Here is a 20,259-nt window from a genome sequence, read left to right as displayed (position 1 = left end):
CGGTCAGGGCCGCAGGCGTTGCAGCGCGACCGCGTCCAGCACCCGCGCCCACGGGAACCGCGGCCCCGGGTCGCGCTTGCGGTGCACCTGCCGCGCCGGGTCGTCGCTGGCCTCGACCATCGCGGTGTCGAGGTCCTCGTGCCCGGCGATGTGGCGCAGGCCGGGCAGGTCGGCCTGCAGTACCTGCAGCAGCGCCACCAGCGACGCCAGTTGCGCGTCGCTGTAGTCCTCGTCCATCGCCTGCCGGCGCGAGTCCAGCCAGTCGGGGTAGCGGCCGGTATTGACCAGCTCGATCCCGACCGACTGCGGGTTGAACCCGCCGACGTGGTGGGCCACGCGGTCCACCGCGACCCAGCGGTGCACGCCGCCGTCGCGGTCGATGTAGAAGTGGCCGCTGTTGCCGGTGCCGCTGTCGGGGTAGAGCACGCGCTCGCCGTACTCGCGCGCGGTGGCGAGGTCGGGCAGCTCGGTGCAGTGGATCACCACCAGCTCGACCTGCAGCGGGTCGCGCGGCAGCAGCCGGTCCTCGTAGGGCAGCGGATCGACGCGGATCGGCAGGCGGGGCGGCGCGGACGGCATGGCGCGGATGCTAGCATCGCGCGGATTCCCGCCCGTCGCGCGCGCCGCGCTCTTGCCGCCGGGGCGGCGCGGCGTGCCGGCGTGCCCCCCGATTCCCAGGACCCGAGCCCCCATGCGCGGACACTGCATCCTTTCCCACGGCTTCGAAAGCGGCCCCGACGCGACCAAGGTCACCGCCCTGGCCGAGGCCGCCGAACGCCTCGGCTGGACCTGCGAACGCCCCGACTACACCGACCTCGACGCCATGCGCGAGGTCAGCGATCTCGGCGATGTGACAGAGCGAGTCCGCCGCCTGCATGGCCTGGCGACCGCCGCCGCCGCACGCGGGCCGGTGGTACTGGCCGGGTCGAGCCTGGGGGCGTGGATCTCCGGCCACGTGTCGCTGCAGGTGCCGGTCGCGGGGCTGTTCCTGATGGCGCCGCCGGTGCGCATGCACGAGGCCCACCCGCTCGACGCCGCCGAGGTGCCGACCGCCATCGTCCATGGCTGGGCCGATGAGCTGTGCGTCGCCGCCGACGTGGTGGCGTGGGCTGCCGCACGCCGCGCCCGCCTGCTGATGGTCGACGACGGCCACCGCCTGTCCGCGCACGTGCAGGACAGCGCCGACGCCTTCGGGCAACTGCTGGCGAGTTTGTGAGATGAAGTTCTTCGCAAGCTGCGGCAAGGGCCTGGAGTACCTGCTGGCCGACGAACTGGTCGCGCTGGGTTGCACGCGCGCCACCGCCGCCATCGCCGGGGTCAACGTCGAGGGCGGGCTGGTCGACGCCCAGCGCGCGGTGCTGTGGTCGCGGCTGGCCAGCCGGGTGCTGTGGCCGCTGGCGGAGTTCGACTGCGCCGACGAGCGCGCGCTGTACGCCGGCATCGCCGCGCTGCCGTGGCCGGAGCACCTCGCCGATGGCGACACCATCGCGGTTGACGCCCACGTGTCCGGCGACGGCCTGACCCACGCGCGCTACGCCGCGCAGCGGGTCAAGGACGCGGTGGTCGACGTGATGCGCGACGCCACCGGCGCGCGCCCCGACGTCGATGTCGAGCACCCCGACCTGCCCCTCAACCTGGTGGTGCGCAAGGGTCGCGCGATCCTGTCGGTCGACCTTGGCGGCGGCCCGCTGCACCGGCGCGGCTGGCGCCAGCAGCAGGGCGAGGCGCCGCTGAAGGAGAACCTCGCCGCGGCGGTGCTGCTGCGGGGTCGCTGGCCCAGGGTGTATGCCGATGGCGGCGCGCTGCTGGACCCGATGTGCGGCAGCGGTACGCTGCTGATCGAGGGCGCGCTGATGGCGGCCGACGTCGCCCCCGGCCTGCTGCGCCACGGCAGCTTCGCCCCGACCCGCTGGAAGGGCTTCGACGTTGCCGGGTGGAAGGCCCTGCGCGACGACGCGCTGGCCCGCGAGCAGGCCGGCCGCGCCGCGTTGCGTCCCGTGTTCTTCGGCCGCGACATCGACCCGCATGCGATCCGCGCCGCGCGCGACAACGAGGTGATGGCCGGGCTGGCCGGCGTGATCGACCTGCAGGTCGCGGGCGTCGAGGCGCTGGGCGCCGACAGCCTCCCCGAGTCCACGCGCGCCACCGGGCTGGCCGTCTGCAACCCGCCCTACGACATCCGCCTCGCCGCCGACCCGGCGCTGTACCGCGCGCTCGGCGACGGCCTGCGCCGGGCGGTGCCCGGCTGGCGCGCGAGCCTGCTGTGCGGCGACGCCGAGCTGGCGTACGCCACCGGCCTGCGCGCGCAGAAGAAGTACCAGCTGTTCAACGGCGCGATCGAATGCACCCTGATCCTCGCCGACCCGGTCGCGCCGCCGCAGCGCGAGCGGGCTACGCAGGCGCAGCAGGACGTGCTGGGCGAGGGCGCGCAGATGGTCGCCAACCGCCTGCGCCGCAACCTGCGCAAGCTCAAGGCCTGGCGCCAGCGCGAGGGCGTCACCTGCTTCCGCGCCTACGACGCCGACCTGCCCGAGTACGCCGCCGCGATCGACGTCTACCAGACCGACGAGGCCGCCCCGCGCACCTTCCTGCATGTGCAGGAGTACGCCGCCCCGGCCGACATCCCCGAGCCGGTGCAGCGGCGACGGCTCAACGAACTGCTGGCGGCGGCGCGCGAAGTCTTCGCGGTGCCGCGCGAGCAGGTCGCGCTGAAGACCCGCGCGCGCGGCAAGGGCGGCAGCAAGTACGGCCGCTTCGATGCGCGCGGCGAGTTCATCGTCGTCCGCGAGGGCGACGCGCGGCTGCGGGTCAACCTGTTCGACTACCTCGACACCGGGCTGTTCCTCGACCACCGGCCGATGCGCCTGCGTATCGCCGACGAGGCCGAGGACGCGCGCTTCCTCAACCTGTTCGGCTACACCGGCGCGGCCACCGTGCAGGCCGCCATCGGCCGCGCCCGCACCACCACCACCGTCGACCTGTCCGCCACCTACCTGCAGTGGTGTGCCGACAACCTGCAGGAGAACGGCGTCGGCGGCGGCCGCCACCGGCTGGTGCAGGCCGACGCGATGGCGTGGCTGGCCGCCGACACCGGCGAGTACGACCTGGTGTTCTGCGACCCGCCGACGTTCTCCAACTCCAAGCGCGCCGGCGACTTCGACGTGCAGGCCGAGCACGCGCGCCTGCTGCGCGCGGCGGTGGCCCGGCTGTCGCGCGACGGCGTGCTGTACTTCTCCAACAATTTCCGCCGCTTCCGCCTGGACGACGCGGCGGTGGCGGAATTCGCCCGGGTCGAGGAGATCAGCGCGGGCACCATTCCGCCGGACTTCGAGCGCAACGGCCGCATCCACCGCTGCTGGCGGGTGGTGCGGCGCTGAGCGGGTAGCGACCGGACGTCGCCGGCAGGGCTGTTTCCCTGTAGGAGCGACGTAAGTCGCGACCGTGCAGGGTTCCCGATTCCGTCCGCGGTCGCGACTTACGTCGCTCCTACGGACGCGGGCGGTCAAAAACACATTGCGGGCCGCCCATCGTTCACCCGGTGGAACACATGCTTGCAGCCATGTCACTGGCTTCGCATATACAGGGCCACCATCCTGCGGTGACACCTCACGGGAACCCGCCATGACCACCGATACCACCCGCCATGCCCGCGTCGCGCGCACCGTCCGCGGCGTACCGGCCTCCGACGGCGCCGGCGTGCGCCTGACCCGCGTGATCGGTACGCCGCAGCTGCCCGACCTCGACCCGTTCCTGATGCTCGACGAGTTCGGCACCGACCGGCCGGAGGACTACCTCGCCGGCTTCCCCGACCACCCGCACCGCGGCTTCGAGACCGTCACCTACATGCTCGACGGCCGCATGCGCCACAGGGACAACCACGGCAACGAGGGCGTGCTCGTGCCCGGCAGCGTGCAGTGGATGACCGCCGGCCGCGGGCTGGTGCACTCGGAGATGCCGGAGCAGGAATCCGGCCGCATGCGCGGTTTCCAGCTGTGGGTGAACCTGCCGGCGCGCGACAAGATGGTCGAGCCCAGGTACCAGGAGTTCGCCCCGGACCGCATCCCGCAGGTGTCGCCGGCCGATGGCGTCACGGTGAAGGTGGTGGCCGGCGAGGTCGACGGCGTGCGCGGGCCGATCGCGCAGCCGGCGACCGAGCCGCTGTACCTCGACATCGCCCTGGCCGCGGGTGCGGCGTGGGAGTACGCGCTGCCCGGGGGCCACAACGCCTTCGCCTACGTGTTCGAGGGCGAGGTGTCGGTCGGTGCCGGCGGGGAGGACGCGCGGACGTTGCAGGCCCCGCAGCTGGCGGTGCTCGGTGGTGGCGAGCTGCTGCGGGTGCAGGCCGCCGATGCCGGCGCGCGGATGCTGCTGGTCGCCGGGCGGCCGTTGCGCGAACCGGTCGCGCGGCACGGACCGTTCGTCATGAACACCCGCGAGCAGCTGATGCAGGCCTTCGTCGACTACCAGGAAGGGCGGTTCTGAGCCACCGCCCGCGGTTTACTGGCCCGCGGCGATCTGCCGGTCGGCACCGAAGCGCAGGTTGCCGGCCATCTCGAACGCGCTCTGCAGCGGGTCGCCCGGGGCGGCCTGCAGCCAGATGTGGGCGACCCGGCCGTCGTCGAGTTCGATCAGCGTTTCGCGCGCCTCGATGTTGGGCTTGGTCACCAGTTCCGCGCGGTACCAGTGGATCTCGTGGCCGTCGATCGCGCCGGCTTCCTCGCGGTTGGAGCGCTTGGGTTCGAACGTCGCCTCGCGGCTGATGTACAGCCCGAAGGCCTCGGTGCCGTCCGCACGCAACGCGCGGCAGAAATCGGCGTCACCGGTGGCGCGGTGTTCCCAGATCAGGTCCGAGCCGGCAGGCAGTTGAGGACAGCCCGCCATGTCCTGTGCCTGGGCCGCGCCGGCGGCCAACAACAGCAATGGCAGGCAAAAAGCCGTCTTCTTCATTGGAATTCCCCCTGTACGCAGCCGTACCGTTCGCGGCTGCGGTTCCGACATTAATCGAGATTCGGGGGATTGACAAACCGCTCGTCAGCCGTTCCGGATGAATGGGGCAAAGTCGCCGATGGGCCCGTGCCGCCCGGTCAGGGCGCCGGGTCGACCTGCACCGTCGCCGCCGGCGCGTCGCCGAAGTCGAGCGACAGCAGGCGCAGCTGCCAGCCGCCCACGGACGTGGAGGGCGTCTCCGGCATGTTGAGCGAAATCGCCGCGGGGCTGCCGCCCTCGGGGGTGTGCTCGAACGCGACGTCGGCATCGCCGGCGCGGATGCACTGCACGCCCGGCGGGCAGCGCGAGTCGGCGGTGACCCCGACGTAGCGCAGGGTCGAGCGGTCCTGCAGGACCACGCGGTCGCCGGTCTGCATCACGATCGGCTGGCCGACCGGTGCGGTGGAGGTGCCGCCGCTGGCACAGGCGGGGAGGGTGCCGGCGATCATGCAGGCGAGCAGTAGCGTGCGGGACATGGCGGTTCCTTGCCGGGAAAGTCCCGGGAGGCTAGCGCGCCGGACGTGAACGCCATGCCCGGTCCGGCTCAGCGCGGCAACGGCGCCACCAGCAGGGTCACCTGGCCGTCGCCGTCGACATGCACCGTCATCCGCCGGCCGTACTCGGCCTCGGTCATCGGCGCCACCTCGCAGCCGCACAGGGCCGCGGCGATCGCCGGCGCGGTGTTGCTGTGGCCGACCACCAGCACGGTGCCGGCGTCGTGCGTGCGCAGCAGCGAGGCGGCGAACCCGTCGGTCGGCTGCCGCGAGTCGTAGGGGGTGATCGTCACGCCATGCGCCTGTGCGGTCGGTCCGGCGGTGGCGCGGGCACGGCGGTAGGCGGTCGAGTAGACCGCGACCACGTCGGAGCCGGCGAGGCTGTCGGCCAACGCCTGCGCGCGGGCGTGGCCCTCGGCGGTCAGCGGCGGGTCGTCGGAGCCGTCGGCCAGCTTTTCCGCATGGCGCACCACGACGAAGGTGACCGCGGCGTCCGTGCCCGGTGCCGGCGCGCCGCCGGTGGCGCAGGCGGCCAGCAGCGCGGCCGTCAGCAGGGTGGCGAGGCGGGCGATGCGCATGGACGGTTCCGGAGGTTGCGTGGCCGAACCCTGACCGGTTTGCGCCGGCACGTCCAGCGCCGGAAGCCCGGGCGTGGGCGCTACTTCCCCGTCGACAGCATCGCCAGCAGGCCGCGCGCCGCGTTGAACCGTTCCGGCGCGCCGGGCAGGTCCAGCGTCAGTCGCAGCTTGTCCGGGCCGTCCATGCGGTAGAGCTTCGGCTGGCCCTGGATCAGCTTGATGATCGCCATCGGGTCGACGTTGGGCTTCTCGACGAACTGGATGCGCCCGCCGGCTTCGCCGATGTCGAGCTTGCGGATGCCCAGTGCGGTCGCCTGCAGCTTCAACTCGGCGGTCGCGAACAGGTACCTGGCCGGGTCCGGCAGCAGGCCGAAGCGGTCGATCATCTCGACCTGCAGCTCGCGCAGTTCCTCGCTGTCACGGGCGCCGGCGATGCGCTTGTACAGGGTCAGGCGGGTGTGGACGTCGGGCAGGTAATCCTCGGGGATCAGCGCCGGCACGTGCAGCTCGACCTCGGCGCCGCGCGCCTCCACCGCATCCACGTCCGGCAGCTCGCCGCGACGGATCGAGCGCACCGCGCGCTCCAGCAGCTCGGTGTAGAGGCTGAAGCCGACCTCGGCCATCTGTCCGCTCTGGTCCTCGCCCAGCAGCTCGCCGGCGCCGCGGATCTCCAGGTCGTGGGTGGCGAGGGTGAAGCCGGCACCGAGCTCGTCCATCGCCTCGATCGCGTCCAGCCGCTTCTTCGCATCGGCGGTGATCGCCTTGCGGTCCGGCACGACCAGGTAGGCGTAGGCGCGGTGGTGGCTGCGGCCGACGCGGCCGCGCAGCTGGTGCAGCTGGGCCAGGCCGAAGCGGTCGGCGCGGTTGATGATGATGGTGTTGGCGTTGGGGATGTCGATGCCCGACTCGATGATCGTGGTCGACAGCAGCACGTTGAAGCGCTGCTTGTGGAAGTCGAGCATCACGCGTTCGAGTTCGCGCTCGGGCATCTGGCCGTGGGCCACGCCGATGCGCGCCTCGGGCACCAGTTCCTGCAGTTCGCGGTGCATGCGGCCGATGCTCTCGACATCGTTGTGCAGGAAATACACCTGGCCGCCGCGTGCCAGCTCGCGCTGGAACGCCTCGCGCAGCTGGCTGTCGTCCCACGGCACGACAAAGGTCTGCACCGCCAGCCGGTGCGCCGGCGGGGTGGCGATGATGCTCAGGTCGCGCAGCCCGGCCATCGCCATGTTGAGCGTGCGCGGAATCGGCGTGGCGGTAAGCGTGAGCAGGTGGACGTTGGCACGCAGCGCCTTGAGCGCCTCCTTCTGGCGCACGCCGAAGCGTTGCTCCTCGTCGACGATGACCAGCCCGAGGTTCTTGAAACGCACGTCCTTCTGCAGCAGCCGGTGGGTTCCGACGATCACGTCGAGCGTGCCCTCGGCGGCCTTGTCGAGCTCGGCCTTGATCTCCTTGGTCGTCTTGAAGCGCGACAGCACCTCGACCTTGAGCGGCCAGTCGGCGAAGCGGTCGCGGAAGTTGCGGTAGTGCTGCTCGGCCAGCAGTGTGGTCGGCACCAGCACCGCGACCTGCTTGCCGGCGATCGCGGTGGCGAACGCGGCGCGCACGGCGACCTCGGTCTTGCCGAAGCCGACGTCGCCGCAGACCACGCGGTCCATCGGCTGGCTGGACTGCAGGTCGCGCAGCACCGCTTCGATCGCGGCGTGCTGGTCGGGCGTCTCCTCGAACGGGAAGGCGGCGGCGAACGGTTCGTACATCGACCGGTCGACGTCGATCGCGAGGCCGGCGCGGGCCTGCCGCTTGGCCTGGATTTCCAGCAGCTCGGCGGCGACGTCGCGGACCTTTTCCTGCGCCTTCTTCTTCGCCTTGGTCCACTGCTCGCCGCCGAGCGAATGCAGCGGCGCGGTTTCCGGCGATGCGCCGGAGTAGCGGTTGATCAGGTGCAGCTGGCTGACCGGCACGTACAGGCGGTCGCCCTTGGCGTACTCGATCTCGACGTATTCGTTCTTCTCGCCGCCGGCCTCCAGCACCACCAGCCCGCGGTAACGGCCGACGCCGTGGTCTTCGTGGACGATCGGCGCGCCTTCGGACAACTCGCCGAGGTCGCGGATGATCGCCTCGGGTTCGCGCCCCGCACGCTTGCGCCGGCGCGGCTGGCTGGCGCGTTCGGGAAACAGCTGGCGCTCGGTGAGCACCGTGACCTGCGGCGCGTCCAGCGCGAAGCCGTCCGCCAGCGGTGCGACCGCGACCGCGAACGACGGCGCGTTGGCGGCGTCGCCGATGAAGGCGCCGAACGCCGGCAGCACCGCCGGTGCCAGCCCGGCCCCAATTAGGATCTCCAGCAGCGCCTCGCGCCGGCCCGGCGAATCGGCCGCGACCAAGACCCGGCCCGGGTAGCTGCCAAGGAAAGACTTCAGTGCCGCGGCCGGTTCGTGGTCGCGCGCGACCAGCGGCAGCGACGGGGCAGGCTGGCTGCCGAGCGGTTCGGCCCGTTCGCGCTGCGGATGGTCTGCGCCGCAGACCTCGATCCGCGCGTTCTGGTTGAGCCGCTCGCGCAGCGCGGTGGGCGGCAGGTACAGCGCGTCGGGCGGCAGCAGCGGCCGCTCGACGTCGTGCCGGCGCTGCTCGTAGCGCTCGGTCGTGTGCTTCCAGAACGCGTCGGCCGCCTCCAGCGCGCCGTCGCCGATCACCGGCAGCGCGCGGCCGTCGAGGTAGTCGAACAGCAGGCTGGTCGGGTCGCCGCCGCGGCCGTCATCGAAGAACAGCGGCAGGTAGTACTCGATGCCCGCCGGCGCGATGCCGGCCTTCAGGTCCTGGTACAGCGCGCTGCGGCGGGTGTCGAGGTCGAAGCGCTCGCGCAGGGTGTCGAGCGCGCGCTTGAGCGAGGCCTCGTCCAGCGGCACTTCGCGGCCGGGCAGCAGGTGCACCGCGTCGATCTTCTCCAGCGAGCGCTGGCTCTCCGGGTCGAAGCCGCGGATGGTGTCGATCTCGTCGTCGAGCAGCTCGACCCGGAACGGCTGGTCGGCGCCCATCGGGTAGACGTCGAGCAGGCCGCCGCGCACCGCGAAGTCGCCCGGGTCGAGCACCTGCGGCACGTGCCGGTAGCCGGCCGACTCCAGCCGCCGTTTCTCGGCGTCGAGGTCGAGCCGCTGGCCGACGCGGACATCGAAGCTGCCGCCCACGATGTGCCGCACCGGCGCCAGCCGCTGCAGCAGGGTCTGCACCGGAACGACGACCAGCGCACCGCGCCGGAGCGTCGGCAGCCGGTGCAGCGCGGCCAGTCGCTGGCTGACGATCTCCGGATGCGGGCTGAAGTGGTCGTACGGCAGGGTCTCCCAGTCCGGGAAGTGCACGACTTCCGGCGCGTCCGCGGCGCCGGCCAGCAGCGTGTGCAGGTCGGACTCCAGCTGCTGGGCGGCGTGGTTGTCGCGCGCGACCACCAGCAGCGGGCCGTCGTGGGCGCGGGCGGCTTCGACGAGGTGGTGGGCGAGCGCCGAGGGCGAGGCCGGCGCGCGCCACCAGGCACGCTGCTGGCCCGCCCGTGGCAGCGGCGGCGACGGTGAGCGGAGAGGGGTGGGCGCTTGCATGGACCGGCGATTTTAGCCGATGCGGCCGCGCGGACCGGGTGTACCGTCGGGGCCCGGCGGCCGGGGTCGTTTCAACCGGCTACGCCGCGGCCGGCTTGAGCCGCAGCACCACCCGCACCAGTGCGTCGTCCTGCGATTCGCGCTCGAAACCCAGCGACTCGGCCAGCGACAGCATCGGGTGGTTGTGCTCGAACACGTCGCCGTAGATCCGTTCGAGTTTCTTGCCCTTGGCCCACTTCACCAGCCGGGTCATCAGGTAGCGGCCGAGGCCCATGTTGGCGATGTAGTGGCTGACCAGGATGGCGAACTCGCCGGCGCGGCCGTCCGGGTCGACCGAGATCCGCGCCACCGCGCCGACCAGCGCCTCGCCGGGGGGCAGCGGCTCGGCCGCGACCAGCGCGAACTCGTTCTTGGGGTTGATCCGCGTGAACCGCTCGGCGTCCTCGGCCGGCAACTCGCGCAGTGAACTGAGGAAGCGCTGGCGCACCTCCTCCGGTTCCAGCAGGGCGAAGCCGGCGCGCAACGGTTCGGCATCCTCCGGGCGGATCGGACGGATCAGCACCTCGCGGCCGTTGGGCAGACGTTGGCGTTCGTGCCAGGGGGGAAGGCGTTCGCGCGTGGCCATGGGGAGATAGTGGCATAGGCCCCCGTTGCGCCTTCTTCATTCAACACTCACGACCGCGTAACGCCGGGCCGCCCACCGGGTCGACACGGGGAGCGGTGCTAGACTCCGCCGCCTTCGAACAGCACTCACCCGGGATCGACCATGGCAGGCAATTCCTCGCGCGCGATCTATTACGCCCTGGGCGCCAACTTCGCGATCGCCGTCGCGAAGGGCACCGCGGCGTTCTTCACCGGCTCCAGCGCGATGCTCGCCGAGACCGTCCACTCGCTGGCCGACTGCGGCAACCAGGGCCTGCTGCTGCTCGGCCTCAAGCAGGCCAAGGCGCCGCCGTCACCGGAGTACCCGCTGGGCTACGGCAAGGCGATCTACTTCTGGTCTTTCCTGGTCGCGGTGATGCTGTTCACCGTCGGCGGCATGTTCTCGCTGTACGAGGGCATCCACAAACTGCAGGCGGACGAGGTCGGCGCCGGCAGCAGCCTGTGGTGGGCGGTCGGCGTGCTGACCTTCGGCATCATCGTCGAGGGGATCTCGATGCGGACCTGTATCCAGGAGGTCAACAAGTCCCGCGGCGAGCGCAGCATGTGGCGCTGGTTCCGCGAGAGCCGCCAGGCCGAACTGGTGGTGATCTTCGGCGAGGACCTCGCGGCGCTGTTGGGCCTGGTGTTCGCGCTGATCGCGGTGGTCGCGACGATGGTCACCGGCAACCCGCTGTGGGACGCAATCGGCACCATCGGCATCGGCGCGCTGCTGATCGTGGTGGCGGTGTTCGTGGCGATCGAGGTCAAGGCGATGCTGATCGGCCAGAGCGTCGACCCCGAGCGGCAGGCGCAGATCAAGCAGTTCCTCGATGGCCGCCCGGAGATCGAGCAGGTGCTCAACCTGATCACCCTGCAACTGGGCAACGAGGCGATGGTCGCGACCAAGGCGCGGATGCGTCCCGCGCGCGACGTGCAGGCGATGGTGGCGGAGATCAACGTGGTCGAGAAGGCGCTGAAGCAGGCCTTCCCGGAGGTGCGCTGGAGCTTCTTCGAGCCCGACTGCACCGACAGCCACGACGCCCCGCAGCCGCTGGCCTGAACCCCGGAGACGGCCGGCGCGCTTTCGCGCCCCCTTGACGCGCGCGGCCGTAAGGTCGCGCGTTTGTTTGCACTGCAGGTTCCCCCTTGCACCGACGCCAGCTGCTGAAGGCCGCGCTGTGGCTCCCGCTCGCCTGCGCCCTGCCGGGCGTTGCCCGGGGCGCGGTGGCGGAGGCCGAGCCCTTCGACGATCGCACCGTCGCGCGGCTGGCGCGCGCGCTGGCGGCGGCGCCGTTCGTGCCGCCGTCGCGCGACCTGCCGGCGTGGCTGGCCGGCGCCGACTACGACCGCTGGCGCGACATCCGCTTCCGTCCCGCCGAGTCGCTGTGGCGCGGTGACGGGCGCGGCTTCGAGCTGCAGTTCTTCCACCGCGGCTCGGTCCACCGCGAGCGCGTGCGCATCGACCAGGTGGTCGACGGACAGGCGGTGCCGGTGCCGTACCGGGCCGGGCAGTTCGACTTCGGCCGCAGCGCGGAGGAAGCCGCGTCGGCTGGCGACATCGGCTTTGCCGGCTTCCGCGCGCATGCGGCGATCAACACGCCCGACTACCTCGACGAGGTCTGCGCCTTCCTCGGCGCGAGCTACTTCCGCGCGGTTGCCCGCGGACAGGTCTACGGGCTGTCGGCGCGCGGGCTGGCGCTGGGCACCGGCGACCCGGCGGGCGAGGAGTTTCCGCGCTTCACCCGGTTCTGGATCGAGCGGCCGCAACCCGGTGCCGAGGCGCTGGTGATCCACGCGCTGCTCGACAGCGCCTCGGTGGCCGGCGCCTACCGGTTCGTCGTGCACCCCGGCGCGGAGACGCTGATGGAGGTCGACGCGCGGCTGTACCCGCGGGTGGCGCTGGACACCGTCGGCATCGCGCCGCTGACCAGCATGTACTACTTCGACGCCGGCGACCGCGCCGGCATCGACGACTACCGCGACGCGGTGCACGACTCCGACGGCCTGGCGCTGCTTGGGCGCGACGGCTCGCCCGCGTGGCGGCCGCTGCAGAACCCGCGCACACTGCAGGAGAGCACCTTCGACGATGTCCGCGGCTTCGGCCTGATGCAGCGCAAGCGCCGCTACGCGGACTACGGCGACAGCGAAGCGCGCTACCACCAGCGTCCGGGCCTGTGGGTGGAGCCCGGCGACGGCTGGGGCGACGGCCGCGTGCATCTGTTCGAGATCCCCACCGCCGACGAGTACCAGGACAATATCGTCGCGTTCTGGCGGCCGCACCGCGCACTGCGCGCCGGCCGCGAGCACCGCTTCGGCTACCGCCTGCACTGGGGCGACGGGCACCGGTGGCAACCGGCGCTGGCACGCGTCGCGCGCACGCGCGCCGGTGCGGCGCCGGGCGGCCGCGGGCGTGAGTTCGTGCTCGACCTCGAAGGCGACGCGCTGGCGACGCTGGACCCGGCGTCGGCCCGCCTCGATGTCACCGCCAGTGCCGGCACGATCGGCAGCGCGGTGGTCCACGCCAACCCCGAGGCCGGCGGCTGGCGCGCGGCCTTTCTGCTCGAACCCGGCGCCGCCGACGTGTCCGAACTGCAGGCGCGCGTGCTCGGCCGCGACGGCAAACCCCTCTCCGAGACCTGGCTGTACCGATGGCTGCGATGACCCCTTCCCCCGGCCACGACCTGGGCGCGCCGCTGCTGCCGGCCGAGGCGCCACTGGCGATGCCGGTGCAATCCTTCGACGACGCCGCGCCGGCACCGCCGCTGCCCGGCGCGCCGGTGCACATCCGCTGGCGCCGCGCGTGGGTCTTCGGCGGCACCGCCGTGCTCACCGCCACCGCCACCGGGCAACTGGCCTGGGCGCTGGCCAGCAACGGCCTGTACGCGCTGGAGTACCTCGGCCTGGCGCTGTTCGCGGTGCTGTTCGTGTTCGTCGCGCAGAGCTTCGCCAGTGCGCTGGCGGGCTTCGCCATCATCGTCCACGGCTACCGCCGGCGCGGCAGGCTCGGCCTGATCGACGGCGGACCGCTGCCGGCGTTGCGCACCCGTACCGCGTTGCTGGTGCCGACCTACAACGAGGACCCCGAGCGGCTGATGGCCGGCGTGCAGGCGATCCACGAGTCGCTGGCCCGCACCGGCCGCGCCTGTGATTTCGACTTCTTCATCCTCAGCGACACCACCCGTCCCGAAATCCGCATCCGCGAGGCCGGTGCGTTCGCGGCGCTGCGGCGGCGCATCGACGGCGGCTCGCCGCTGTACTACCGCCTGCGCGCCGACAACCACGAACGCAAGGCCGGCAACATCGCCGAGTGGGTGCGGCGGTTCGGCGGCGCGTACCCGCAGATGCTGATCCTCGACGCCGACAGCCTGATGACCGGCAAGTCGATCGTGCGGCTGGCGATGGCGATGGAGCGCCACTCCGGCGTCGGCCTGATCCAGACCCTGCCGGTCGTGGTCAACGGCAACACCGTGTTCGCCCGCATGCAGCAGTTCGCCGGGCGGGTGTACGGCCGCGTGCTGGCCACCGGCAATGCCTGGTGGCACGGCACCGACGGCAACTACTGGGGCCACAACGCGATCATCCGCACCGCGGCCTTCGCCGGCTGTGCCGGGCTGCCGGCGATGCCGGGGCGCAAGCCGTTCGGCGGCGCGATCCTGAGCCACGACTTCGTCGAAGCGGCGCTGCTGCGCCGTGGCGGCTGGGCGGTGCACCTGGTGCCCGGCCTGGGCGGCAGCTTCGAGGAAGGGCCGCCGTCGCTGACCGACATGCTGGTGCGCGACCGTCGCTGGTGCCAGGGCAACCTGCAGCACGCCGGCGTGCTGCCCGCGCGCGGCCTGCACTGGCTCAGCCGCTGGCACCTGGTGACCGGCATCGGCCACTACATCACCGCCCCGATCTGGGCGATGCTGATCGTGATCGGACTGCTGATGACGATGTCCGGCGAGTGGGCCGCGGTCGGTTCCGTCCCCGAAACTGTGGGGCGGGAGGCGCAGGCACGGTTCCTGTGGGTGTTCGGCCTGACCATGCTGCTGCTGATCGGGCCCAAGCTGCTCGGCTTCCTGCTGACCTTCTTCGACCCGTGGGCGCGGCGCGGCTGCGGCGGCGCCCGGCGCATGCTCGGCGGCCTGCTGCTGGAGACCGCGCTGACCACGTTGATGGCGCCGATCACGATGTACGTGCAGTCGCGCGGGGTGCTGGAGGTGCTGGCGGGGCGCGACTCGGGCTGGGAAAGCCAGCGTCGCGACGACGGCACGCTGCCGTGGTGGGGGCTGGTGCGCCAGTACGGCGGCGTGACCCTCTGCGGCGTGCTGCTGGCGGTCGCGGCCACCCTGGTGTCGCCGCCGCTGGCGCTGTGGATGAGTCCGGTGCTGGGCGGGATGATCCTGTCGATCCCGCTGGTGGCGCTGACTTCGGCGCCGTCGCCGAGCCGCTGGCTGCGGCGCGCCGGCATCTTCCGCACGCCGGAGGAATCGACCCCACCGCCGGTACTGGCGCGGGCCCAGGGCCTGCGTGGCAACCCGTGGGCGTCGCCGCAGTCGCTGCGGTTGCCGTCGTTGCCGCAGCCGCCGGAGTGGCTGCGCGAACGCGCGGCCGTGGCCATGGCCTGGCTGCGCGACAAGGATGTGTCGCTGGCCGCGCGCCTCGGAGCGAAGGGCGGCTGACGGGCGTGCGAGCGGGTTCGTTCAGGCCGGCTGCTTAAGCCACTCCACCCGCGACGAGGCACCGGTCCCGGCGAGTGCGTGCTGCAGCCGTGGCGACACCTCGCCCAGCAGCTGGTCGAACTGCCACGGCGGATTGACCAGCAGCATGCCGCTGCCGTTCATGCGCAGCGGCGAGTCGTCGGGGTGGACCATCAGTTCGGCCACCAGCACGCCCTTCCCCGGCAGCGTCGCGGCGCGGCGGAAGAACGGCTGTAGCGACCGCCGCCGCTTGATCGGGTACCACACGGCGTAGGTGCCCTGCGGCCAGCGGCCGAGTGCGTCACGCAGTGCCGCGAGGATGCGGTCGAATTCCTCCAGTTGCGCCTCGTACGGCGGGTCGACCAGCACCAGTCCGCGGGCGAAGCGGGTCTCGCCGATGCGTGGCGGCAGCAACGCCTTCATCGCGGCGTAGCCGTCGCGCGCATGCGTCGCCACGCGCGGGTCGGCGGCGAAGTTGGCCTTCAGCTGGCCGGCCTCCTCGGGCATCAGCTCGCAGGCGGCGATGCGGTCCTGCTCGCGTAGCGCATGCGCGAGCAGCCACGGCGAGCCCGGGTAGGCGGTGCCGCCATGCCCGTTGCGGCAGGCGCGCACCGCGGCCAGGTAGCGGGTGATGGCGGGGTGCCGGGGCGCCTCGGCGATCAACCGGGCGATGCCGCCCTCGGCCTCCCCGGTGCGCTGCGCCGATGCGCTGTCGAGCGCGTACAGGCCGCGGCCGGCGTGGGTGTCCATCGCGAACAGCGGTGCCGGCTTGGCGGTCAGCGCGTCGCACAGGGACAGCAGCACGACGTGCTTGAGCACGTCGGCGTGGTTGCCGGCATGGAAGGCGTGGCGGTAGTTCATCGCGGAAGGGTAGCGCGGCGGCCGGCGCCCGGAGTGGTTTGCGTTCAAACTCCCGACCCAGCCGGGTATGTCCCGGGTGACCCACTACGCCAGGGATCGACGATGCCGCCTGCCATGACGCCACTCACCGTTGCCGCCGGGCACCACGACCATCCGGCCGCGCGCACCGCCAGCGTGCAGCTGTCTGTCGGACAGGCGATCGGTCCCCGCGTCGGTGCGATCACGCGTCTTCGCCAGCAGGTGCTGCGGGAATGGCCGAGCCTGTATGCGGGCGACGAGCTGCACGCGCTGCAGGCAATCGCGCCATGCGTGGCGTCGTGGCGCAGCGTGGCGGTGCTGGTGTCCGACGGCGCCACCCTGGTCGGCGCGTCGACCGGACTGCCGCTGGCGGACGAGTGCGAGGCGATCCGCGAACCGTTCCGCGCGGCCGGGCTCGACCCGTCGCGGGTGTTCCTGCTGCGCGATTCGATGCTCGCGGCGCCGTGGCGCGGGCGCGGCCTCGGGCACCGTTTCTTCGACGAACGCGAATCGCACGCGCGCGGACTGGGCGGGTTCGACTGCACCGCGTTCCTCGCGGTCGACCGGCCGGCGACACACCCGCTGCGGCCGCCGTTCGGGCGCGACCGTACCGAGTTCTGGCGCAAGCGAGGCTATGCCCCGCGCGAGACGGTCACGGTCACGCTGGACTGGCCCGAACCGGGTGCCGGCGAGGTGGCGCACACGCTGACCGCGTGGCTGCGGCCGCTGGAGCGCACCCGCTGACTTGCGGTGCGACCCGCGGCGCGACCCGCGGCGCCGGCTATCCTCCGCGGGGACGACATTCGCGACCGCGCACGCCATGCCCCGCATCCTCATTGTCGAAGACGAGCCGGCCATCGCCGACACCGTGGCGTACGCGCTGCGCGCGGAGGGCTTCGAGGCGGTCCACTGCCTGACCGGCGGTGAGGCGCTGCGCCGCGCGCGCGCCGAATCCTTCGACCTCGCCGTGCTCGACGTCGGCCTGCCCGACATCGGCGGGTTCGCGCTGTGCCGTGAGCTGCGGCGCGACCGCGCGCTGCCGGTGATCTTCCTGACCGCGCAGGGCGCCGAGGCCGACCGCATCCTCGGCCTGGAGATCGGCGCCGACGACTACGTGACCAAGCCGTTCTCCCCGCGCGAGCTGGCGACCCGGGTGCGGGTGGTGCTGCGCCGCGCCGGCCAGGCCGGGGATGTCGCCGGAACGACCGTCCACGGCGGCTTCGAGCACGACGCCGAGGGCCTGCGCTTCCGCTACCACGGCCGCCTGCTGGAACTCACGCGCTACGAGTACGGCGTGCTCGCGGCCCTGCTGCGTCGCCCCGGCGCGGTACTGTCGCGCGCGCAGCTGATGGACCGGGTCTGGAGCGACGCGCCCGGCAGCGGCGACCGCACCGTCGATACCCACGTCAAGACGCTGCGGGCCAAGCTGCACGAGGCCGCGCCCGGCACGGACCCGATCCGCACCCACCGCGGGCTGGGCTACTCGATCGACCCCGGAACCGGCACCGGGGCGGAAGGCGGTCGGCGGTGAAGATCGGGCTGCGGATCTTCCTCGGCTACTTCGTCATCGTGGCGCTGGCCGCGCTGCTGCTGGCGCAGGTGTTCGTGCAGCAGGTCAAGCCCGGCGTGCGGCAGGCGATGGAGGACAGCCTGGTCGACACCGCCAACCTGCTGGCCGAGCTTGCGACCGACGACTTCCTCGCCGGCCGCATTGCAGACGGCCGGTTCGCGCAGCGGGTGCGCGCGCTGGCCGGGCGCGACTTCGGCGCCGACATCTGGGGGTTCGACAAGCGTGCCGGCAGCTACCGCGTGTACGTCACCGACGCACGCGGCATCGTCGTGTTCGACAGCGCCGGCGAGGCCACCGGCGCCGACTACTCGCGCTGGAACGACGTCTACCTGACCCTGCGCGGCGAGTACGGCGCGCGCTCCACCGCGGCCAGCGCCGACGACCCGGATTCGACCGTGATGCACGTGGCGGCGCCGATCCGCGATGCCGGCGGCGCCATCGTCGGCGTGCTGACGGTGGCCAAGCCCAACCGCACCCTGCAGCCGTTCATCGAACGCAGCCAGGGCGTGATCCTGCGCTGGGGTGCGGTGCTGATGGGTGCGGCGCTGCTGGTCGGCCTGCTCGCCGCGTGGTGGCTTGCCCGGCAGCTCGGCGGCCTGCGCCGCTACGCGCATGCGGTGACCGCCGGCGAGCGCGCCAGCCCGCCGCGCGCCGCCGGCGAGTTCGGCGAGCTGGGCGACGCGCTGGAGACGATGCGCGCGCGGCTGGAAGGCAAGCAGTACGTCGAGCAGTACGTCCACGCGCTCACCCACGAGATGAAAGGCCCGCTGGCGGCGATCCGCGGCAGCGCCGAACTGCTGGAGGCGCCGCTGCCCGACGCCGACCGCGCGCGCTTCGCCGCCAGCATCCGCGCCCAGAGCGAGCGGCTGGCGCAGATGATCGACAAGCTGCTGGCGCTGGCCGCGGTCGAGTACCGCCAGCGGATCGACCGGCCCGAGACCGTCGACCTGGCCGCGCTGGCCGGCGAGGTGGCGGCGGAGCTGGTCGAGTCCGGTGCGACGCCGCTGGCGCAGCGCGGCGTGTCGCTGCAGGTCGAGGCCGACGCGCCCGCGCCGGTGGCCGGCGACCGCTTCCTGCTGCGGCAGGCGCTGGCCAACCTGGTCGACAACGCACTGGACTTCGCGCCCGACGGCAGCGTGGTCGAACTGGCGGCACAGGCGCGCGGGGGCGACGTCGTGGTCGAGGTCCGCGACCGTGGTCCCGGTGTGCCGGACTACGCGCTGCCGCGGGTGTTCGAGCGCTTCTACTCGCTGCCCCGGCCCGGTGGCGGCAGCCGCAGCAGCGGGCTGGGCCTGTGCTTCGTCGCCGAAGTCGCGACGCTGCACGGCGGCAGCCCGGCGCTGGAGAGCCGCGACGGCGGCGGCACGCTCGCGCGCCTCGTGCTGCCCGCGGCGCCCTGACTTGGCGCCCCGGCCGACTTCGCACCCGCTTCACCGACGCCACATCGTCCCCGCACCCGCGGCTCCGATCCTGCCGTCCATTGCGATGACGGAGGGACGTGACGTGCGGCTGTGGATGAAGATGGTGGTGGTGATCGGGATGACGCTGGCGATCCTGGTGCCGCTGGCGATGGTGCGCGGCGTCGTGCATGAGCGGCAGGAGTACCGGCAGCAGGTGGTGCGCGACGTCGCCGCCAGCCACGGCCGGGCGCAGACGTTCGCCGGGCCGGTGCTGGTGGTGCCGTACCGGGAGCGGGTCGAGGTCGAGGAAGCCGACGCGCAGGGCATCGTTCGCACTGCCAGCCGGGTGCGCGAGGACGCGTGGACGTTCTTCCCGACCGCGCTGGAGGTCGACGGCGAGCTGCGACCCGACGTGCGGCGGCGCAACCTGCACCAGGTGCGCGTGTACGAGTGGGACGCCACCGCGATGGCGCGGTTCGAGGTCGAGATCCCGGCCGATCCGGGCCCCGCGGCCGACCGGCGCATCGGCGAGCCGTACCTGAGCTACGCGATCGGCGACGTGAGCGGCCTGCGCCGGGCCACCCTCGAGGTCGACGGCACCGCGCGCACACCCGAGCCGGGCCAGGGCTACCGCCCCGGCGAGGGCATGCACGTGCGGCTGGCGGCGCTCGGCCCGGGCCGGACCCACCGCATCGATGCGCGGCTGGGGTTCGTGCTGGCCGGTACCGAGCGTCTCTCGGTGCTGCCGCTGGGTGACAGCAACACCATCGTGCTGTCCTCCAGCTGGCCGCACCCGGGCTTCGGCGGTGCTTCGCCGCGGCGCCGCGAGATCGGCCGGGACGGCTTCCGCGCCGAGTGGGATATCCCCGGCCTCGCCACCAACGCGCGTGACTTCCTGCTGCACGCCGTCCGCGAAGGCGGCAACGACGGCCCGCGCGAGGTCGCCATGGCCGAGACGGTCGGCGTCACCCTGGTCGATCCGGTCGACGCCTACGCGATGACCGACCGCGCGACCAAGTACGGCCTGCTGTTCGTGCTGCTGACCTTCGTCGGCTTCTTCATCTTCGAACTGGTCAAGCAGCTGCCGATCCACCCGATCCAGTACGGACTGGTCGGGCTGGCGCTGGCGATCTTCTTCCTGCTGCTGCTCAGCCTCGGCGAGCACTTCCCGTTCGGCTGGTCCTACCTCGCCGCGGCGGTGGCCTGCATCGGGTTGATCGCGTTCTACCTCAGCGCGGTGCTGCGCAGCGTCTGGCGGGCGCTCGGCTTCGCGGCGATGCTGGCGACGCTGTACGCCTGCCTGTACGGCCTGCTGGTGTCGGAGGACAACGCGCTGGTGCTCGGGGCCGGGCTGCTGTTCGTGATCCTCGCGGCGCTGATGACGGTGACCCGCAAGGTCGACTGGTACCAGCTGGGCGGGGCGCTGCCGCGGGTGCGGCCGTAG

At 72.5% G+C, this 20,259-nt stretch carries 17 protein-coding genes; 10 read left to right on the top strand and 7 right to left on the bottom strand.

Going from position 1 to position 20,259, the window contains the following annotated elements:
* Window positions 1-3 precede the first annotated feature (3 nt).
* Window positions 4-579 carry an N-acetylmuramoyl-L-alanine amidase gene (locus N799_RS04650; protein WP_036208513.1) on the bottom strand — a complete coding sequence of 192 codons (576 nt, stop codon included), beginning with the start codon at window positions 577-579 and terminating at the stop codon, window positions 4-6.
* 112 nt (window positions 580-691) lie between these two features.
* Between N799_RS04650 and N799_RS04645 the strand changes: the two genes are divergently transcribed.
* The 3 genes from N799_RS04645 to N799_RS04635 all read left to right on the top strand — a co-directional run bounded on the left by N799_RS04645 (window position 692) and on the right by N799_RS04635 (window position 4,482).
* The gene (locus N799_RS04645; protein WP_036208511.1) at window positions 692-1,216 is read left to right on the top strand and encodes an alpha/beta family hydrolase; all 525 of its coding nucleotides are present in this window, start codon (window positions 692-694) and stop codon (window positions 1,214-1,216) included.
* 1 nt (window position 1,217) lies between these two features.
* Window positions 1,218-3,377, top strand: coding sequence for a bifunctional 23S rRNA (guanine(2069)-N(7))-methyltransferase RlmK/23S rRNA (guanine(2445)-N(2))-methyltransferase RlmL (rlmKL, locus tag N799_RS04640; RefSeq protein ID WP_036208508.1), 2,160 nt, complete (start codon window positions 1,218-1,220; stop codon window positions 3,375-3,377).
* A 244-nt stretch (window positions 3,378-3,621) separates the two neighbouring features.
* The gene (locus N799_RS04635) at window positions 3,622-4,482 is read left to right on the top strand and encodes a pirin family protein (RefSeq protein WP_036208505.1); all 861 of its coding nucleotides are present in this window, start codon (window positions 3,622-3,624) and stop codon (window positions 4,480-4,482) included.
* Between the two features lie 15 nt (window positions 4,483-4,497).
* On the opposite strand, the gene N799_RS04630 is transcribed toward N799_RS04635, so the two are convergent.
* The 5 genes from N799_RS04630 to N799_RS04610 form a co-directional block, all read right to left on the bottom strand.
* On the bottom strand, window positions 4,498-4,947 hold the full coding sequence (locus N799_RS04630; protein WP_152597810.1) for a hypothetical protein: 450 nt from the start codon (window positions 4,945-4,947) through the stop codon (window positions 4,498-4,500).
* Window positions 4,948-5,084: 137 nt separating this feature from the next.
* A complete protein-coding gene (locus tag N799_RS04625) occupies window positions 5,085-5,462 on the bottom strand; it encodes a hypothetical protein (protein ID WP_036208499.1) in 378 nt (125 codons plus the stop codon).
* Window positions 5,463-5,530: 68 nt separating this feature from the next.
* Window positions 5,531-6,058 (bottom strand): phosphoglycerate mutase family protein, encoded by a 528-nt coding sequence (locus N799_RS04620; RefSeq protein ID WP_052101235.1) that lies wholly within the window; start codon window positions 6,056-6,058, stop codon window positions 5,531-5,533.
* Window positions 6,059-6,138: 80 nt separating this feature from the next.
* On the bottom strand, window positions 6,139-9,645 hold the full coding sequence (mfd, locus tag N799_RS04615) for a transcription-repair coupling factor (RefSeq protein WP_036208497.1): 3,507 nt from the start codon (window positions 9,643-9,645) through the stop codon (window positions 6,139-6,141).
* Between the two features lie 79 nt (window positions 9,646-9,724).
* Window positions 9,725-10,270, bottom strand: a complete 546-nt coding sequence (locus N799_RS04610; protein WP_036208495.1) for a GNAT family N-acetyltransferase — start codon at window positions 10,268-10,270, stop codon at window positions 9,725-9,727.
* 141 nt (window positions 10,271-10,411) lie between these two features.
* Here N799_RS04610 and N799_RS04605 point away from each other — a divergent pair, with 141 nt between their 5' ends.
* The 3 genes from N799_RS04605 to mdoH all read left to right on the top strand — a co-directional run bounded on the left by N799_RS04605 (window position 10,412) and on the right by mdoH (window position 14,948).
* The gene (locus N799_RS04605) at window positions 10,412-11,347 is read left to right on the top strand and encodes a cation diffusion facilitator family transporter (RefSeq protein WP_036208493.1); all 936 of its coding nucleotides are present in this window, start codon (window positions 10,412-10,414) and stop codon (window positions 11,345-11,347) included.
* Window positions 11,348-11,433: 86 nt separating this feature from the next.
* Window positions 11,434-12,948, top strand: coding sequence for an OpgD/OpgG family glucan biosynthesis protein (locus N799_RS04600; RefSeq protein WP_152597809.1), 1,515 nt, complete (start codon window positions 11,434-11,436; stop codon window positions 12,946-12,948).
* Window positions 12,936-14,948 (top strand): glucans biosynthesis glucosyltransferase MdoH, encoded by a 2,013-nt coding sequence (mdoH, locus tag N799_RS04595; protein ID WP_081974692.1) that lies wholly within the window; start codon window positions 12,936-12,938, stop codon window positions 14,946-14,948. Before N799_RS04600 ends, mdoH begins: the two co-directional genes overlap by 13 nt.
* A 21-nt stretch (window positions 14,949-14,969) precedes the next feature.
* On the opposite strand, the gene N799_RS04590 is transcribed toward mdoH, so the two are convergent.
* Window positions 14,970-15,827: a 23S rRNA (adenine(2030)-N(6))-methyltransferase RlmJ gene (locus N799_RS04590; RefSeq protein ID WP_036208491.1), complete on the bottom strand. Its 858-nt coding sequence runs from the start codon at window positions 15,825-15,827 to the stop codon at window positions 14,970-14,972.
* A 114-nt stretch (window positions 15,828-15,941) separates the two neighbouring features.
* Between N799_RS04590 and N799_RS04585 the strand changes: the two genes are divergently transcribed.
* From N799_RS04585 to creD, 4 genes are all read left to right on the top strand, one after another.
* On the top strand, window positions 15,942-16,589 hold the full coding sequence (locus tag N799_RS04585; protein ID WP_052101233.1) for a hypothetical protein: 648 nt from the start codon (window positions 15,942-15,944) through the stop codon (window positions 16,587-16,589).
* 76 nt (window positions 16,590-16,665) lie between these two features.
* Entirely contained in the window at window positions 16,666-17,376 is a 711-nt protein-coding gene (gene creB, locus N799_RS04580; protein ID WP_052101231.1) for a two-component system response regulator CreB, read from the top strand.
* Window positions 17,373-18,815 (top strand): two-component system sensor histidine kinase CreC, encoded by a 1,443-nt coding sequence (creC, locus tag N799_RS04575; RefSeq protein ID WP_036208489.1) that lies wholly within the window; start codon window positions 17,373-17,375, stop codon window positions 18,813-18,815. Before creB ends, creC begins: the two co-directional genes overlap by 4 nt.
* 85 nt (window positions 18,816-18,900) lie before the next feature.
* Window positions 18,901-20,259, top strand: coding sequence for a cell envelope integrity protein CreD (gene creD / locus N799_RS04570; RefSeq protein WP_036208488.1), 1,359 nt, complete (start codon window positions 18,901-18,903; stop codon window positions 20,257-20,259).

The organism is Lysobacter arseniciresistens ZS79, assembly GCF_000768335.1.
Taxonomy (GTDB): Bacteria; Pseudomonadota; Gammaproteobacteria; order Xanthomonadales; family Xanthomonadaceae; genus Novilysobacter; species Novilysobacter arseniciresistens.
Note: the sequence above shows the minus strand (reverse complement) of the source record. Positions and strands in the feature narration are given on the sequence as shown.

Coding starts and splice junctions, on each gene's coding strand:
- N799_RS04650 (WP_036208513.1), bottom strand. CDS start 579: ATGCCGTCCGCGCCGCCCCGCCTGCCGATCCGCGTCGATCCGCTGCCC.
- N799_RS04645 (WP_036208511.1), top strand. CDS start 692: ATGCGCGGACACTGCATCCTTTCCCACGGCTTCGAAAGCGGCCCCGAC.
- rlmKL (WP_036208508.1), top strand. CDS start 1,218: ATGAAGTTCTTCGCAAGCTGCGGCAAGGGCCTGGAGTACCTGCTGGCC.
- N799_RS04635 (WP_036208505.1), top strand. CDS start 3,622: ATGACCACCGATACCACCCGCCATGCCCGCGTCGCGCGCACCGTCCGC.
- N799_RS04630 (WP_152597810.1), bottom strand. CDS start 4,947: ATGAAGAAGACGGCTTTTTGCCTGCCATTGCTGTTGTTGGCCGCCGGC.
- N799_RS04625 (WP_036208499.1), bottom strand. CDS start 5,462: ATGTCCCGCACGCTACTGCTCGCCTGCATGATCGCCGGCACCCTCCCC.
- N799_RS04620 (WP_052101235.1), bottom strand. CDS start 6,058: ATGCGCATCGCCCGCCTCGCCACCCTGCTGACGGCCGCGCTGCTGGCC.
- mfd (WP_036208497.1), bottom strand. CDS start 9,645: ATGCAAGCGCCCACCCCTCTCCGCTCACCGTCGCCGCCGCTGCCACGG.
- N799_RS04610 (WP_036208495.1), bottom strand. CDS start 10,270: ATGGCCACGCGCGAACGCCTTCCCCCCTGGCACGAACGCCAACGTCTG.
- N799_RS04605 (WP_036208493.1), top strand. CDS start 10,412: ATGGCAGGCAATTCCTCGCGCGCGATCTATTACGCCCTGGGCGCCAAC.
- mdoH (WP_081974692.1), top strand. CDS start 12,936: ATGGCTGCGATGACCCCTTCCCCCGGCCACGACCTGGGCGCGCCGCTG.
- N799_RS04590 (WP_036208491.1), bottom strand. CDS start 15,827: ATGAACTACCGCCACGCCTTCCATGCCGGCAACCACGCCGACGTGCTC.
- N799_RS04585 (WP_052101233.1), top strand. CDS start 15,942: ATGACGCCACTCACCGTTGCCGCCGGGCACCACGACCATCCGGCCGCG.
- creB (WP_052101231.1), top strand. CDS start 16,666: ATGCCCCGCATCCTCATTGTCGAAGACGAGCCGGCCATCGCCGACACC.
- creD (WP_036208488.1), top strand. CDS start 18,901: ATGACGGAGGGACGTGACGTGCGGCTGTGGATGAAGATGGTGGTGGTG.